The 15,379-nt window shown below is 46.7% G+C and carries 11 protein-coding genes; 2 read left to right on the forward strand and 9 right to left on the reverse strand.

Annotated features, from left to right (window positions below):
* Nucleotides 1-15: 15 nt before the first annotated feature.
* From parC to nudF, 6 genes are all read right to left on the reverse strand, one after another.
* Nucleotides 16-2,301, reverse strand: a complete 2,286-nt coding sequence (parC, locus tag L3V32_RS15215) for a DNA topoisomerase IV subunit A (protein WP_237284637.1) — start codon at nt 2,299-2,301, stop codon at nt 16-18.
* Between the two features lie 3 nt (nt 2,302-2,304).
* Nucleotides 2,305-4,185 (reverse strand): DNA topoisomerase IV subunit B, encoded by a 1,881-nt coding sequence (gene parE / locus L3V32_RS15220; RefSeq protein WP_005395924.1) that lies wholly within the window; start codon nt 4,183-4,185, stop codon nt 2,305-2,307.
* Between the two features lie 249 nt (nt 4,186-4,434).
* On the reverse strand, nt 4,435-5,019 hold the full coding sequence (gene yqiA / locus L3V32_RS15225; RefSeq protein ID WP_046874000.1) for an esterase YqiA: 585 nt from the start codon (nt 5,017-5,019) through the stop codon (nt 4,435-4,437).
* A 47-nt stretch (nt 5,020-5,066) separates the two neighbouring features.
* Nucleotides 5,067-5,873, reverse strand: coding sequence for a 3',5'-cyclic-AMP phosphodiesterase (gene cpdA, locus L3V32_RS15230; RefSeq protein ID WP_046874001.1), 807 nt, complete (start codon nt 5,871-5,873; stop codon nt 5,067-5,069).
* A 61-nt stretch (nt 5,874-5,934) separates the two neighbouring features.
* A complete protein-coding gene (locus L3V32_RS15235) occupies nt 5,935-6,378 on the reverse strand; it encodes a DUF1249 family protein (protein ID WP_005395930.1) in 444 nt (147 codons plus the stop codon).
* The gene (gene nudF / locus L3V32_RS15240) at nt 6,378-7,028 is read right to left on the reverse strand and encodes an ADP-ribose diphosphatase (RefSeq protein ID WP_170892353.1); all 651 of its coding nucleotides are present in this window, start codon (nt 7,026-7,028) and stop codon (nt 6,378-6,380) included. The genes L3V32_RS15235 and nudF overlap by 1 nt, the downstream gene beginning before the upstream one ends.
* Before the next feature lie 229 nt (nt 7,029-7,257).
* Here nudF and tolC point away from each other — a divergent pair, with 229 nt between their 5' ends.
* Nucleotides 7,258-8,586 (forward strand): outer membrane channel protein TolC, encoded by a 1,329-nt coding sequence (gene tolC, locus L3V32_RS15245; protein ID WP_012842165.1) that lies wholly within the window; start codon nt 7,258-7,260, stop codon nt 8,584-8,586.
* Nucleotides 8,587-8,764: 178 nt separating this feature from the next.
* Here tolC and hldE read toward each other — a convergent pair whose 3' ends face one another.
* From hldE to L3V32_RS15260, 3 genes are all read right to left on the reverse strand, one after another.
* A complete protein-coding gene (hldE, locus tag L3V32_RS15250) occupies nt 8,765-10,195 on the reverse strand; it encodes a bifunctional D-glycero-beta-D-manno-heptose-7-phosphate kinase/D-glycero-beta-D-manno-heptose 1-phosphate adenylyltransferase HldE (RefSeq protein ID WP_237284638.1) in 1,431 nt (476 codons plus the stop codon).
* Nucleotides 10,196-10,262: 67 nt separating this feature from the next.
* On the reverse strand, nt 10,263-13,106 hold the full coding sequence (glnE, locus tag L3V32_RS15255) for a bifunctional [glutamate--ammonia ligase]-adenylyl-L-tyrosine phosphorylase/[glutamate--ammonia-ligase] adenylyltransferase (protein ID WP_048626622.1): 2,844 nt from the start codon (nt 13,104-13,106) through the stop codon (nt 10,263-10,265).
* 113 nt (nt 13,107-13,219) lie between these two features.
* The gene (locus L3V32_RS15260; protein ID WP_237284639.1) at nt 13,220-14,476 is read right to left on the reverse strand and encodes a methyl-accepting chemotaxis protein; all 1,257 of its coding nucleotides are present in this window, start codon (nt 14,474-14,476) and stop codon (nt 13,220-13,222) included.
* Nucleotides 14,477-14,581: 105 nt separating this feature from the next.
* Between L3V32_RS15260 and L3V32_RS15265 the strand changes: the two genes are divergently transcribed.
* Nucleotides 14,582-15,355 (forward strand): potassium channel family protein, encoded by a 774-nt coding sequence (locus L3V32_RS15265; protein WP_182036187.1) that lies wholly within the window; start codon nt 14,582-14,584, stop codon nt 15,353-15,355.
* Nucleotides 15,356-15,379: the final 24 nt, after the last annotated feature.

Genomic DNA, 15,379 nt, shown 5'->3' on the forward strand with positions numbered 1-15,379 from the left:
TTTTTTATTTGTGCGTTACTCGCTATCGCTCGGTGCTTCCGTCGTATCGGAATCATCCAGCTCAACTTCTATACGAGTAACTCGCTGCAAACCTCTTGGTAATAACCCACCTCGGCGACCACGTTCGCCACGGAAGTTATCAAGGTCAGACGGTTTAAGACCCAACTTTCGCTTACCCGCGTACAGCGTTAACGATGCACCTTTTGGTAAAGACATTAAGTGAGATAGTACTTCTTCTCGCTCTTTTGCTTTAGCCGCAGGAATATTGATGATCTTATTCCCTTTACCTTTCGCCAGTTGTGGCAGGTCTTTGATTGGGAACAGCAGCATGCGACCTTGGTTAGTGATTGCTAAGATTTCATCAGAATCTAAATCTTCAATCGCTTTTGGCGTCATGACCTCAGAGTTAGCCGGCAAAGTGACCAGCGCTTTACCACTGCGGTTTTTAGACAGCAAGTCAGCACCTTTACATACAAAGCCGTAACCTGCATCAGAGCCCACCAGCCACAGCTGATCTTCTTCACTCATGATCACTTGGCGAATACTGCTACCAGCCGTAATATTCAAACGACCGGTAATCGGCTCACCTTGACTACGAGCAGAAGGCAGCGAGTGCGATTCCAGAGAGTAACTTCGACCGTCACTGCCTAGGAATACCGCAGGCTGATTACTCTTACCTCGCGCATGCGCTAAGTATTTATCACCCGACTTATAGTTCAAGCCTTCTGCATCCACTTCGTGGCCTTTCGCGTGACGAATCCAACCTTTTTCAGAAAGCACAACCGTGATTGGTTCACTTGGAACAAGATCACGTTCAGTGAGCGCTTTTGCCTCTGCACGCTCAACCAATGGAGATCGACGGTCATCACCGTATTTCTCTGCGTCTGCTTTAATTTCTTTTTTCAGTAGTGTGTTTAGACGGCGCTCAGAACCGAGTAGCTGTTCTAGCTTCTCGCGCTCTTTCTCTAGCTCGTCTTGCTCACCACGAATCTTCATCTCTTCTAGCTTGGCTAGATGACGAAGTTTGGTATCTAGAATCGCATCCGCTTGGATATCGGTAATACCGAAGCGTGCCATCAATACCGCTTTAGGATCATCTTCGGTACGGATGATCTCAATCACTTCATCTAGGTTTAGGTAAGCAACCAACAAACCTTCCAAAATGTGTAAGCGAGCCATGACTTTGTCTAGGCGGTGTTGTAGACGACGACGTACGGTCGTGCGACGGAACTCAATCCACTCTGACAGAATTTGCACCAGACCTTTAACTTGAGGACGATTATCCAAACCAATCATGTTCAAGTTAACGCGGTAGCTGCGCTCAAGATCCGTTGATGCGAACAAGTGGTTCATCAACAAATCACAATCGACGCGGTTTGACTTAGGTACCACAACGATACGCGTTGGGTTCTCGTGATCCGACTCGTCACGAAGATCGTCAACCATTGGTAGCTTCTTCGCACGCATCTGGTTGGCGATTTGCTCAAGCAGTTTTGCACCCGATACTTGGTGTGGCAGAGAGGTGATAACGATATCAGAACCTTCTTTGTGCCATACCGCGCGCATCTTGATGCTGCCGCGACCGTTGCGGTAAATCTTCTCAATATCCGCTTGCGGCGAGATGATTTCTGCTTCTGTTGGGTAATCCGGACCTTTAACATATTGCATCACGTCCGGCAGTTCTGCTTTCGGGTTGTCGATCAAATGAATAGTCGCATCTGCGATTTCACGAACGTTATGCGGTGGGATGTCTGTTGCCATACCAACCGCAATACCGGTTACACCGTTAAGCAGGATATGAGGCAGGCGTGCTGGCAACATTTGTGGCTCTTTCATTGTGCCATCAAAGTTAGGTTGCCATTCAACCGTACCCTGGCCCAGTTCGCCTAGCAATACTTCAGCAAACTTAGACAGTTTTGCTTCGGTATAACGCATTGCCGCGAATGATTTCGGGTCATCTGGCGCACCCCAGTTACCTTGACCATCCACTAATGGATAGCGGTAAGAGAATGGCTGAGCCATCAATACCATCGCTTCGTAACACGCTGAATCACCGTGCGGATGGTATTTACCTAACACGTCACCAACCGTACGTGCAGATTTTTTGTATTTTGCTGATGCAGAGAGACCAAGCTCCGACATCGCATAAATGATGCGTCGTTGAACCGGCTTTAAGCCATCACCAATGTATGGCAAGGCGCGGTCCATGATTACGTACATCGAGTAGTTCAGATAAGCGTCTTCAGTGAACTTGCGCATTGGCAACTGTTCGACGCCATCGTAGGTAATTTCTGTAGACATCCGTTACACCTCTGCCAAGTCGCCGTTGTTTTGTAGCCAAGAACGACGGTCATCTGCACGCTTTTTGCCCAGCAGCATGTCCATCATTTCCATGGTCGCCGTAGAGTCGTCAATGGTTAGCTGCACTAAGCGACGCGTGTTCGGATCCATGGTGGTTTCACGCAACTGAAGTGGGTTCATCTCACCCAGACCTTTGAATCGTTGCACGTTGATTTTGGCTTTCTTCTTCGACAAGCGCTCTAAAATGCCATCTTTTTCATCGTCATCGAGGGCGTAGAACACTTCTTTCCCGCAATCGATTCGATACAGAGGCGGCATCGCCACATAGATATGGCCCGCTTCAACCAGTGCACGGAAGTGACGAGTGAACAGTGCACAAAGCAGCGTTGCGATGTGAAGACCATCCGAGTCCGCATCGGCAAGGATACAGATCTTACCGTAACGAAGACCATCAAGGTTATCGCTGTCAGGATCAATCCCCAAAGCCACTGAGATATCGTGTACTTCTTGAGATGCTAATACTTGGTCAGCAGAGACTTCCCACGTGTTCAAGATCTTACCACGCAGTGGCATCACAGCTTGGAACTCACGGTCACGTGCCTGTTTTGCCGAGCCCCCCGCAGAGTCACCCTCCACAAAGAAGATTTCAGTGCGACTTAAATCCTGTGCTGAACAGTCGGTCAACTTACCTGGCAGTGCCGGGCCGGACGCCACTTTCTTACGTACGACTTTTTTCGCTGCACGCATACGACGGTGCGCATTAGCGATACAGACTTCTGCCAATTGCTCTGCTAGCTGAGGCTTTTCGTTCAACCAAAGACTGAACGCATCTTTTACTACGCCAGAGACAAATGCTGCAGTTTGACGAGAGGACAGACGTTCTTTGGTCTGGCCTGCAAATTGCGGATCTTGAATTTTAACCGACAACACGTAAGAACAGCGGTCGAAAACGTCATCACCCGTTAGCTTCACGCCACGAGGTAATAGATTACGGAACTCACAGAATTCGCGCATCGCTTCTAACAAGCCTTGGCGTAAACCATTAACGTGCGTACCACCTTGAGCAGTTGGGATCAGGTTAACGTAGCTTTCGGTGATCATCTCACCACCTTCTGGCTGCCAAATTACCGCCCAGTTTGCCGCTTCGGTATCCGCCAAGAACTCACCAGTAAATGGTTCTTCAGGAATAACTGGGTAGCCTTTTACGCCTTCCGCAAGATAGTCTTTAAGACCGTCTTCGTAGTACCACTTATAGTCTTTACCATTAACTTTGTCGGTTAATGTAATTTCTAGGCCCGGGCACAAAACCGCTTTTGCGCGCAGATTATTGACTAGGCGTGTAACAGAGAAGTTAGCCGAATCGAAGTACTTCGCATCAGGCCAGAAATGCACGCTGGTACCGCGATTGCGACGACCACATGTGCCGGTTACGGTCAGGTCAGAGACTTTATCACCGTGCTCAAATGCAATTTCATACACTTGACCATCACGACGAACGGTTACTTCAACGCGTTTTGACAACGCGTTTACTACCGAAATACCTACCCCGTGCAAACCACCAGAGAATTGGTAGTTTTTGTTAGAGAACTTACCACCTGCGTGCAGCTTGCATAGGATTAACTCTACGCCCGACACTTTCTCTTCTGGGTGGATATCAACAGGCATGCCTCGACCATCATCGATCACTTCTAGTGATTGGTCGGCATGTAGGATGACTTGTACTTTTGAGGCATGTCCGGCTAGCGCTTCATCGACACTGTTGTCGATAACTTCTTGGCCCAAATGGTTTGGGCGCGCTGTATCCGTATACATCCCTGGTCGGCGACGTACTGGCTCTAAGCCATTCAGTACTTCAATGGCACCAGCATTATATTGTTCAGTCATAATACGGAATTATTCTCAAAGTTTACTTGTTGCCTGAATATCACCAATGGGTGAACCCATACTCAGGAAACGAAAAAGCCACCCTGTTCACATCACTAAGTGCTTGTAAACATGATGCATAACAAAGTAGCCAGGGTCCTCGACCCTTAAGATCTTTTGGCAAAACATAGTCGGAAAGCATACCGCCCATGTCAAGAAACGGTTGGATATATCAATAAAAACTATGAGCCTTTTCCAATCGCTTTCGAATTACAGTTCTAGAAATTCGATAATCTGTGCAGGATAACGCTCAAAGCCTACAAAACTGTGATCACCGCCTTGTTCTACTGTTTGCTTAGCGTCTGCAAACTTATCTACCGCTTGTCGATAGTCTAAAACCTCATCTTCTGTCTGCTGTAACAACCAGAAAGAATGTGGCGACGCGATGCTTTGTACATCAAGAGCTTTTAACTCGTCAATATGACAAGCTTCAAGTGTATAGGTTTCGTGCGTATAAGGGTTAGTTTGCTCACCCAAATAATCTACTAACAACTCATAGGGCTTAACCGCGGGGTTGACCACAACCGCTTTAAATCCAAACTTGTCATTTAGCCACATTGACATAAAGCCGCCTAATGAGCTGCCCACCAGACCAATGTTATAGTCGTCTTTATATTGCTCGATGATATCCAACAACATTTTCGCCGCTTGTTGAGGATAACAAGGTAACTGGGGAACAATCACTTTGATATCAGGACGATGCTGCTCGCAGTATGCTCTCATCACATTGGCTTTCATTGAGAGTGGGGAGCTGTTAAAACCATGGATATACAGAAGAAGTGAAGGTTTACTCATAGATATCTCGCACAAAAAAGCGAGCCCGAACATAGAGCTCGGGCGCGTTAGTATCCGTTAGAAGAGAAGTCTGGTTGGAACTGACCATCAGGAAGTCGGCCCACTTGAGTCGTAATATCACCACAAGCATGCAGCTGCAGTTCACGCCAACCAGGCGAAGTCGTATCGAGGGCAAAATCATCCGAGTTAGGCTTAAACTGAACACACGTCGAGGGTGTTGCCATCACTCGAATGCCATTATGAAGCACATTCATGTCTTGATGAACATGACCACAGAGAATACCTTTCACGTTATCAAAACGATCGACAACCTGCCAGAACGCTTCGGCATCTTTTAAGGTATGTTGATCAAGCCACGCGCTTCCCACTAATAATGGATGGTGATGCAGCAACACAAGTGTGTGCCTTTCTGGGTGTTCTGCTAACTTTTCTTCGAGTAACGCTAACTGCTGATCACTCAAGCGTCCGTGGGGAACGCCAACAACTTGCGAGTCTAAAAGAACCAACTGCCAATGCGCGCCAAGCAATACATGCTCTGCCGCTTTGATTTGTTGCGAAGGTAATACACTGCCCATATTGGGCTTGTAGTCATGATTACCAGGCAGCCAAAAGCAGTCTTTCTCTAGCGGTTCAATGCCTTCGGCAAAGCGCTGGTAAGATTCTGCACTATGGTCTTGGGAAATGTCCCCTGTCGCCAAGATGTAATCAAACGTCACGTTGCGGCGTAAAACATCAGCAACAACAGCGTTAAAGCTATCGGCCGTTTTTACGCTCAGCAAACTTCCCTCATCGGCAGCAAACAGATGAGTATCCGTAATTTGTAAAAGTTTGATGCTGTCACTAGATGATTGCAAAATGAAAACCTGATTCGTCCACTATATCGTTATTTGTTATTTTCCTTTAGTGACGTGACGATCAATTGAAGGCAAGTGGTGTTCTACTGATACCACTTCGTAAACAAAACGTCAGCCATTCACCGAGGAATGTGTTTAGTTGATGCTTTTCATCTTTCTGCATCAGTTGGTCGTTGGGATAATCATACTTAGCTTTTATGCGAGAGAACTCTCCGCTTGAGCATACTTCGGCTACTCTCGCATCGTGATAAAGCCTGACAGACATCGTCGGTAAAGGAAACACTGGCGTTTCATCACTCTGACATATCTCAACAACTGTGGTGTATTTTGTGATTTCATTCACGGTCAATTGGTAAACCATGTTCGCCGCTTGGTAGCAACGCACATCCCCAACTTCGGCAGAAGCAGGCAATAAGGCATTCAATTTAGCGTAGTTGGTCTCATAGGTTCTCATTAGACCCGCCAAATCAACATGATACCTCTGTTTTTCAGCCACTTGTGCCATTACTTACTCTCCACCATTTGGGGTTGCCCCCACTGTGACTTCAACTCTTGATGGTTTAATTGCAACCATTGCAACGCAATAATCGACGCACCATTTTCAAATTTTCCGTCTTTCACCCATTGATATGCTTGCTCACGACTCAAAACATGTACGCGAATATCTTCATTCTCATAGTCTAAACCATGAATGCCGTGCGCTTTAGATGCGTCCACTTCACCAACAAATACGTCCAACTTTTCCGAGCAACCGCCAGCAGAAGGATAATAAGAAGTGACTGGCGCAACACGCCCCACTTGTATCCCCGCCTCTTCGACAGCTTCTCGGCGAATGACGGCTTCGGCTGATTCATCACGGTCAATCATACCCGCGACAATCTCTAGCTGCCATGGGTATTGATGCTCTAAGGCTCCTACTCGAATCTGTTCAATGATAACCACTTGATCCGTATTTGGATCATAAGGAAGCATTGCTGCAGCATGACCACGCTCGAACATTTCTCGTTCGACAACCTCGCTCCAACCTCCAGCAAATAGCTTATGCTGAAAGCGATATTTCACCATTTTGAAAAAGCCTTCAAATAAGGTTTCTTTCGAGATGACTTTTACATCTTGCGAAGTAAAATCCTTTTGTTGTTTGTCACACTGTTGCATTCGACACCTCTCTGAGTGAATCTTGTAGTTTACTCATTGTTATTCGCTTGCTCAAAGGACTTGGCTCAACTTTTTGTACAATAGTTACAAATTAATTTAAGTCTTTGGTGAAAATTTATTGCACGACTGGATAATTACGTGTAAAAAAGTGCAAACTTTAGAGTAAATATCGTGCAAATTGAGTTAAACTACTGAGAATTAACCAATCTATTGACCGCGGGAATAGAAAATGAAAAAATTGCTTCCACTATTTATCAGTGCAGCGCTAGGTAGCATGAGTACGTCTGCGTTCGCAGACTCTTTGGCTGAAATCTACGACTTAGCAAAACAAAATGATCCACAATTGCTCAGTGTAGCAGCACAACGTGACCAAGCTTTCGAAGCAATCACCTCAAGCCGTAGTGCTCTATTACCACAAATTAACCTAACAGCAGGTTACAACTTAACTCGTGGTGATACTGAATACGACTCAAATCTAGTCAATGACGTATCAAACGATGCCAACGCTCTAACCGCTGGTGTTAGCTTTTCACAAGCACTTTACAACCGCGCATCTTGGATCTCGCTAGATACCGCTGAGAAAAGTGCTCGTCAAGCAGACGCAACTTACGCTGCGACTCAACAAGCACTAATTCTTCGTGTTTCACAAGCGTATTTTGAAGTTCTACGCGCACAAGACAACCTTGTCTTCGTCCGTGCAGAAAAAGCCGCAGTGGGTCGTCAACTAGAGCAAACAAAACAGCGTTTTGAAGTAGGTTTATCTGCGATCACTGACGTACACGACGCGCAAGCTCAGTACGACCAAGTACTGGCGGATGAAGTGTTAGCAGAAAACGCACTGACTAACAGCTACGAGTCATTACGTGAAATCACTGGTCAAGAGCACAAAGATCTCAACATCTTGGACACTCGCCGCTTCACTGCTAGCCCATCGACCGTGCCTGCTGAATCACTAATTGACGAAGCAAAAACCAAAAACCTGACCTTGCTATCTTCACGTATTCTTCAAGATATCGCACGTGACAATATTTCACTAGCAAGTTCTGGTCATCTACCAACGCTGTCTCTAGACGGTGGTTACAACTACGGTGATACGTCTCATAGCTCTCGTGACAACACCACAGACAACTTCAATATCGGTGTGAACCTTGCGGTGCCGCTATACACAGGTGGTAACGTCACCTCTCAAACCAAACAGGCTGAATACGCGTACGTGGCTGCAAGTGAAGATCTTGAAGCACAATACCGCAGCGTAGTAAAAGATGTTCGCGCACAAAACAACAACATTAACGCCTCTATCGGCGCACTACGTGCTTATGAGCAAGCCGTTATTTCTGCGCGCTCTGCACTAGAAGCAACAGAAGCAGGTTTTGATGTGGGTACTCGTACTATCGTTGACGTGCTAGACGCAACTCGTCGTCTATACGATGCGAATAAAAACCTATCGAACGCTCGTTACGACTACATCTTAAGTGTTCTTCAGCTACGCCAAGCCGTTGGTACGCTAAGCGAACAAGACATCTTAGACGTTGATGCAGGTTTGAAAGCAGCAAAATAACTGCTGACTGAATGCTTCAGTTCTCAATAAATAAAAACGCCAGTTGATTTATCAGCTGGCGTTTTTTATTGCTTGCCGTTAAGAGACGAAAAGTGTCTCAGAACATCAAGTATCAAAAAGGCCGCACTTGGCGACCTTTTACAAACAAATAGCGTTTCAATGCCAACAAATCGTAGGCTTAGCCCTTACCGCCTTTGATTGCATTGATGATTTCACTGGTTGAGCACCCATCCTCAAAGTTCAATACACGAACTTCGCCACCTGCAGCAATGACTTCTTTACCACCAGCAATCTCTTCTGGTTTGTAGTCACCACCTTTTACTAGCAAGCTTGGCAGAACTTCCGAGATCAAACGTTGCGGCGTATCTTCACTAAATGGTACTACCCAATCCACAGCGCCCAAACCTGCCAATACCGCCATGCGGCGATCGGTTGGATTCACAGGACGACCAGGCCCTTTAAGACGCTTCACTGATTCATCGGTATTCACCGCAACAATCAGGCGATCACCAAGTTCTGCAGCGTGATTGAGGTAAGAAACATGCCCAGCGTGAAGAATATCAAAGCAGCCGTTTGTCATAACGACTTTCTCGCCACGTGCACGTGCTTTTTTCACTGCTTCAATCAGCGCTTTTTCTGAAATCACACCGTAATCCGTGTCTTGGCTGCCATGTACCGCTTCTGCCAGTTCAATTTCAGACAAGGTCGAGGTACCAAGCTTACCAACAACAACGCCTGCCGCAGCATTCGCTAGTGCACACGCTTCTTCGAAGGATTTGCCTGCGGCAACAGACGCTGCCAATACAGAGATAACCGTGTCGCCAGCCCCTGTCACGTCGTACACTTCTTTCGCTTGAGTCGGAAGGTGGAATGGCTCTTGATCACGGCGGATCAACGTCATGCCGTTTTCACTACGCGTAACCAGTAGCGCTTCAAAATCAAACTCTTCAACAAGCTGAAGTGCTTTTTCAACCAGCTCTTGGTCTGATTTTACTTTGCCAACGACATCTTCAAACTCTTTCATGTTTGGTGTTAAGAGTGTCGCGCCGCGGTAGCGTTCAAAATCCGCACCTTTAGGGTCAATGAAAACTGGAATGTGTGCTGCGCGCGCTTTTTGGATGTATGCCTGAACATGCTCTAACGAGCCTTTTGCGTAGTCAGACATAATCACGGCTTTAACGTTTGGCAGAGCGGCATCCATACGCGATAGCACAGGTGCAGAATCCGTGTTTTCAAATTTATCTTCGAAGTCGAGACGAATAAGCTGTTGTCCACGGCTCATTACGCGAAGCTTCGTGATCGTTGGGTAATCAGGCAGTGCAACGAAATCGCACTTCACATTGAGTGAGCTCAGCGTCTCCGTCAGCACTTTTGCAGGCTCATCTTCCCCTGTTAGACCAACAATGTGAGCATGACCACCTAGTGATGCGATGTTCATCGCAACGTTCGCAGCACCACCAGGACGCTCTTCATTGTTTTCTACTTTTACAACAGGAACCGGCGCTTCAGGAGAAATGCGTCCGGTTGGGCCATACCAGTAACGATCTAGCATGACATCACCGATGATGAGCACACCAGCGCTGTTGTAATCAGGTAGAATTGGTTTCATTATTGGTCTCCAAAAATTAAATCGAAGTGAGTTTATCACAGCCCTTATCGAGGCTAAATATATGGTCTTAACTGAACCACTGATTCCAAGCCTGTTTTACCCACTCCCTTTCGGCAACAAACTTATCTTCCACCACATCAGCATCTAAATTGAGTAGATTTCGTCGGTGTATTTCGTTTCGCATTGTCGTGTAGGCACGTATCAACTGCATTGCCTGGTCTTCGTCCATGACATTTTGTGCAATCAGCGTTTCAAAGATGCGCACATTATCACACCAACGCGTTAATTTCGGCTTATCGTGACTATAGTTGAGCACTAAGTACTGAGCGAGAAATTCGATATCGGTAATCCCTCCCACGTCTTGCTTGAGCATAAAACGGCCGGGCTTTTTCCCCCCAAGATGACCGCGCATTTTCTCTCTCATTTCGACAACGGCTTTTTTCAGTTCCGCCCGATCGCGCGCTTTGCACAACACATCATGTCGCGTATTGTGAAATGCAATAGCAAGGGGTTCATCGCCATAAATCAAGCGCGCGCGCACAAGTGCTTGATGCTCCCATGTCCAGGCTTCTTGATGCTGATAATCGTCAAACGCATCGGTTGGGCTAACCAACAAACCTGACGCGCCAGATGGGCGCAAGCGGGTATCGACTTCGTACAAAATGCCGGAAGCGGTGCGAGTCGAGAAAATATGGATGATGCGCTGCGCTAGGCGAAGGTAGAACTGACGGCCGTCGATTTCCTTTTTGCCATCTGTATAGACATTGACTGGGCAGTCATGCATGAAGACGATATCCAAGTCGGAGTTATAGCCGAGTTCCCAGCCACCGACTTTGCCATAGCCAATGACGGCAAAACCCTTGCCTTCACGATCTTTCACATGCGTTGGCTCGCCGTATTTTTCGGACACTTGCAACCAAGCCTGACTGACCACAGCATCAACGATAGCTTCCGCCAAATAGGTTAAGTGATCACTCACTTTCATCACCGGCAATGCACCAGCAATATCCGCCGCCGCAATACGTAAAATGCAGATTTGCTTAAACTGGCGCAACGCTTCCATTTGCTGCTCCATATCATCTTCTGGAATACGGGCCAGATAATCACGCAGCTCTGTACGGTAACTGTCTAATGGGATTGGATTGTACAACTGTGCAGGGTCGATCAACTCATCGAGTAAGATCGGATACCGAGATAGCTGCTCTGAAATCATTGGGCTTGCGGTACACAAACGCACGAGCTGTACTAAAGCCGCTGGGTGCTCATCCAATAACTCCAGATAAGTCGTACGAGTGCAGATATTGTGCAGTAAATGCAGCACTCGCGGTAAACCAAACTGTGCATCAGGGTGAGCAAACACCGCATCAAACACCTTCGGCATCAAACGGTTTAACACTTCTCGTCCACGCGGTCCTAACGTTTTTTTAGCCAGATCGGTTTTAAAGTTGATGATGGTTTTCGCGCATGAAGCAAAGTCTTCAACCTGAATATCCTGCTGCAAGATATGTTCAAGCACATCTTGTTTGTTCGCCATATCCCATAACTCATGAAAATGACGAGCAACCGTAGTGCCCTCGTCTTCTTCATCATCACCAATTAACGACTCAAATACTTGATGGACATTCGCCATGTGCTGCTGAGTTTGCTCAATCAGTTGGTCCCAAGAGGTCATTTGCATCGCGGTGGCGAGCTTTAAGCGTTCGGTTTCGCAATCAGGTAACGTCTGGGTTTGCTTGTCCGCCATCGCTTGCAACAAGTTTTCTAATTGACGCAAGTACTTGTATGCAGCTTCTAGACTGCTGACTTCTTGCGAAGTGAGTAACGCCAGCTCTTCAATGCCTTGCAGCGTTTCCAACAACCCTCGATTACGAAGAGAAGGCTCGCGACCACCTCGAATTAATTGAAAAACTTGGGCGATAAATTCAATTTCTCGGATGCCACCTGCACCTAACTTAATGTTGTTGTTCAAACCTCGGCGGCGAACCTCACTACTGATCATCGATTTCATCCGACGCAAAGACTGAATCGCACTGAAATCAATATAGCGACGAAAAACAAAAGGACGCAGCATTTGGCGTAGCTCTTGGTATTGCGGGTACATTTCGCACCCCATCACTCGAGCTTTGATCATCGCGTAACGTTCCCAGTCACGTCCCTGTTCTTGATAGTAATCCTCTAGTGCCGCATAGCTCATGACTAATGGACCACTCTCACCAAACGGACGCAAACGCATATCTACGCGGTAACAGAAGCCATCGAAAGTTTGTTGATCGAGCGCTTTGATGATGCGTTGACCAAGGCGAGTAAAGAACTGGGCATTGGCAATACTGCGGCGCGCGCCTTGCGTCTCACCGTTTTCTGGATACGTGAAAATCAGATCGATATCGGAAGAAAAGTTTAACTCGCCACCACCCAGTTTCCCCATGCCGATAATCAACATCGGCTGTACTTCACCTTCCTCACTCGTCGGCGTTCCCCACTCCTGACAACACGCTTGATATTGCCATTGATAGGTTTCAAAAATCATCGCTTCAGCCAACTCGGATAAGTGGCTTAAAGACGTTTCTAGCGACCATGTATGCGTGAAATCCTTCCACGCAATGTACACCATTTCTCGGTTGCGAAACTGACGCAACACGCGATGACCAGACATCTCATCCGGGCATTGTCCCAACAGTGCAGCAAGACGTGAGCGGTAAGATTCCTGACGACTTGATTGCGCTAACATGCTTGGCAACTCACGGGCTAAAACTTCATCGCGATGAATGGCCTCGGTAATAAACTGGCTTAAGCCCGCCACATAGCGAAATTGCTGCGCAATCTCATCTGGCCAAAGGGGAAAATAACCTGCCTCTTGAGCATTTTGTACGGCAGATTCAGCGATAGAAATCAGTGGCGAAGGCAGCTGCATTTTTCTTCCTTGTTTGAAAAGCACGGTAACTCATTCTTTATACCAGACTTAAAGCAAATAAAAACGCCCACAAAAGGTTTGTGGGCGTTTTATCAAAAGTTCTGGATGGAATATTAAACTTGGAAAGATTTGATCTTCTTATCTAACTCGCCAGCATTATTTTGCATCATTTCAGAAGTTTCTAGCAGCTCTGTCACAACCACAACCGAGGCTTCCACCAGCTCACGTACATTGGTGAGGTTTTGACTCATCTCTTCTGCAACACTGCTTTGCTGACCAGACGCCGTCGCGATTTGGAAGTTCATGTCATTGATTTGCGTCACTTGCCCAACAATACCATCGAGCTCAGATCCAGCATTAGAAACCAGCTCGTTTCCATCGGCCGCTTCCACTACGCTTTTCTCCATGAGTTCTACAGCAGATTCTGCACTGGTTTGCAGCTGAGCAATCATCTCTTGAATTTCTACCGTCGCTTGTTGTGTACGCTGTGCAAGGTTACGAACTTCATCTGCAACCACCGCAAAACCACGACCCGCCTCGCCAGCTCGCGCAGCTTCAATAGCCGCATTCAGTGCAAGCAGGTTAGTTTGTTCAGAGATACCTTGAATCGTACCCACAACACTACCAATGGATTCAACACGTTCTTCGACCTGGTTAACCGCCTGCGCCGATGAAGCGATGTCCGACGAGAGTTCACTCATTTTCGCCATCGTACTTTGCAAGAACTGTTGACCAGAAATCGCTTGTGCGGAAGCTTGCTCTGTAAGAGAAGACGCCGTCTGGGCATGTTCTGCGACGGTTTGCACCGTCGACGACATTTCACTCATCGCCGTCGCAAGTTGATCAATTTCGTTAAACTCTTCTTGCGCCGACTCTTTCGTTTCCGACATGCTCAGCGTCATCACTTCCGTGAGTGTGGATAACTCATCAGAAGCATTAATTTGCATTTGAATCACATCGTACAATTGGCGACGTGTCTTTTCTAATTCACGTGCCACGTCTCCGTATTCATCTTTACAATCCATACCAAATGGCACGGAGAGGTTCTTGCTCGCCATCAGTTTGATCGCGTCGCTCAGATACTGCGTTTGACGCAGCATCACTCTAGCCGCCGCTAATAAGAGCACGACAAAAACCACAATCAATAAGGCGGTTTGCCAAGCAACTTGCGTTAAGTATGCTTCGTAATGCTGTTGGGCAACTTGCGCGTTTTGTGTCGCCGCTAAAAGTGAATCGTAAAAGGTGTTCGCGTCCCACAGTTGTTTTGCCACAATCAGGACAGTACTGAAGACCATCAACATGACCATTTTAGGAACCAGTCGAATGTCGGATATGACCCTTTCCCATGGCTTAAATGCCAGCTTTTCCATTGTCAGTTCTCCACCGAGTCTTATATAGTCTTTATCTATAATCTTTATATTACTTATAGTTATGTTCGCGTTTAGCGTGGTTACGCGATTTATTTCGAGCTTCGTATGAAAAACAATGATATCAAAGACAGCACACGACCGATGGGCCTGTTGTCACTAATATTGTCTTTTATGGCACTATTTGTGATCTCTGGCTTGTTGTTTTTCCCGATCGATCACGAAACCCGTCAAGTTCTTATCGGTCTGGATTTCATAATCTGTAGTATTTTTCTATTACAGCTCACCATTGATTTGATCCGGTCCACAGATCGGTGGTTGTTTCTTAAACGTCATTGGATAGATTTCGTGGCGAGCATCCCATTAATAGAGCCACTGCGCTTTGCTCGTATCTTTCATATTCTTCGAGTGGTATTAGTACTGCGCTCGTCAAAGTTCATTTTGCATCAGCTCAAAGAGAACCGCCGCGAAACCACGGTCGCCTCAATATTACTGTTGATGGTGATCCTCATTACGCTCGGTTCTAGTGCCATGCTGTTTATCGAAGCGAAAAACCCAGAAGCGAATATTCGCACTGGCGCCGATGCTTTGTGGTGGGTATTCGTAACGATCTCAACCGTTGGTTACGGCGATCATTATCCGGTGACCTCAGTAGGAAAGTTTTTAGCCGTCATCATCATTGTTTGTGGTGTGGGGATCTTTGGTATGATTTCGGGTCTTATCACCTCTATCCTTACTGCCCCGACAAAACAACAGACGCACAGCTCAATCAATAAAGAACGTATGCTCGAGCAGCTCCTAAGCCAACAAGCGCAAATACTAGAACGACTCGACTTCATAGAACAAGAGCTGCAACAAAGCAAAACAAAGACAAAAAAATAGGACCATGCGGTCCTATTTTTTGTA

It is taken from the genome of Vibrio sp. J2-4 (genome assembly GCF_021728155.1).
In the GTDB taxonomy this organism is placed as follows: Bacteria; Pseudomonadota; Gammaproteobacteria; order Enterobacterales; family Vibrionaceae; genus Vibrio; species Vibrio diabolicus.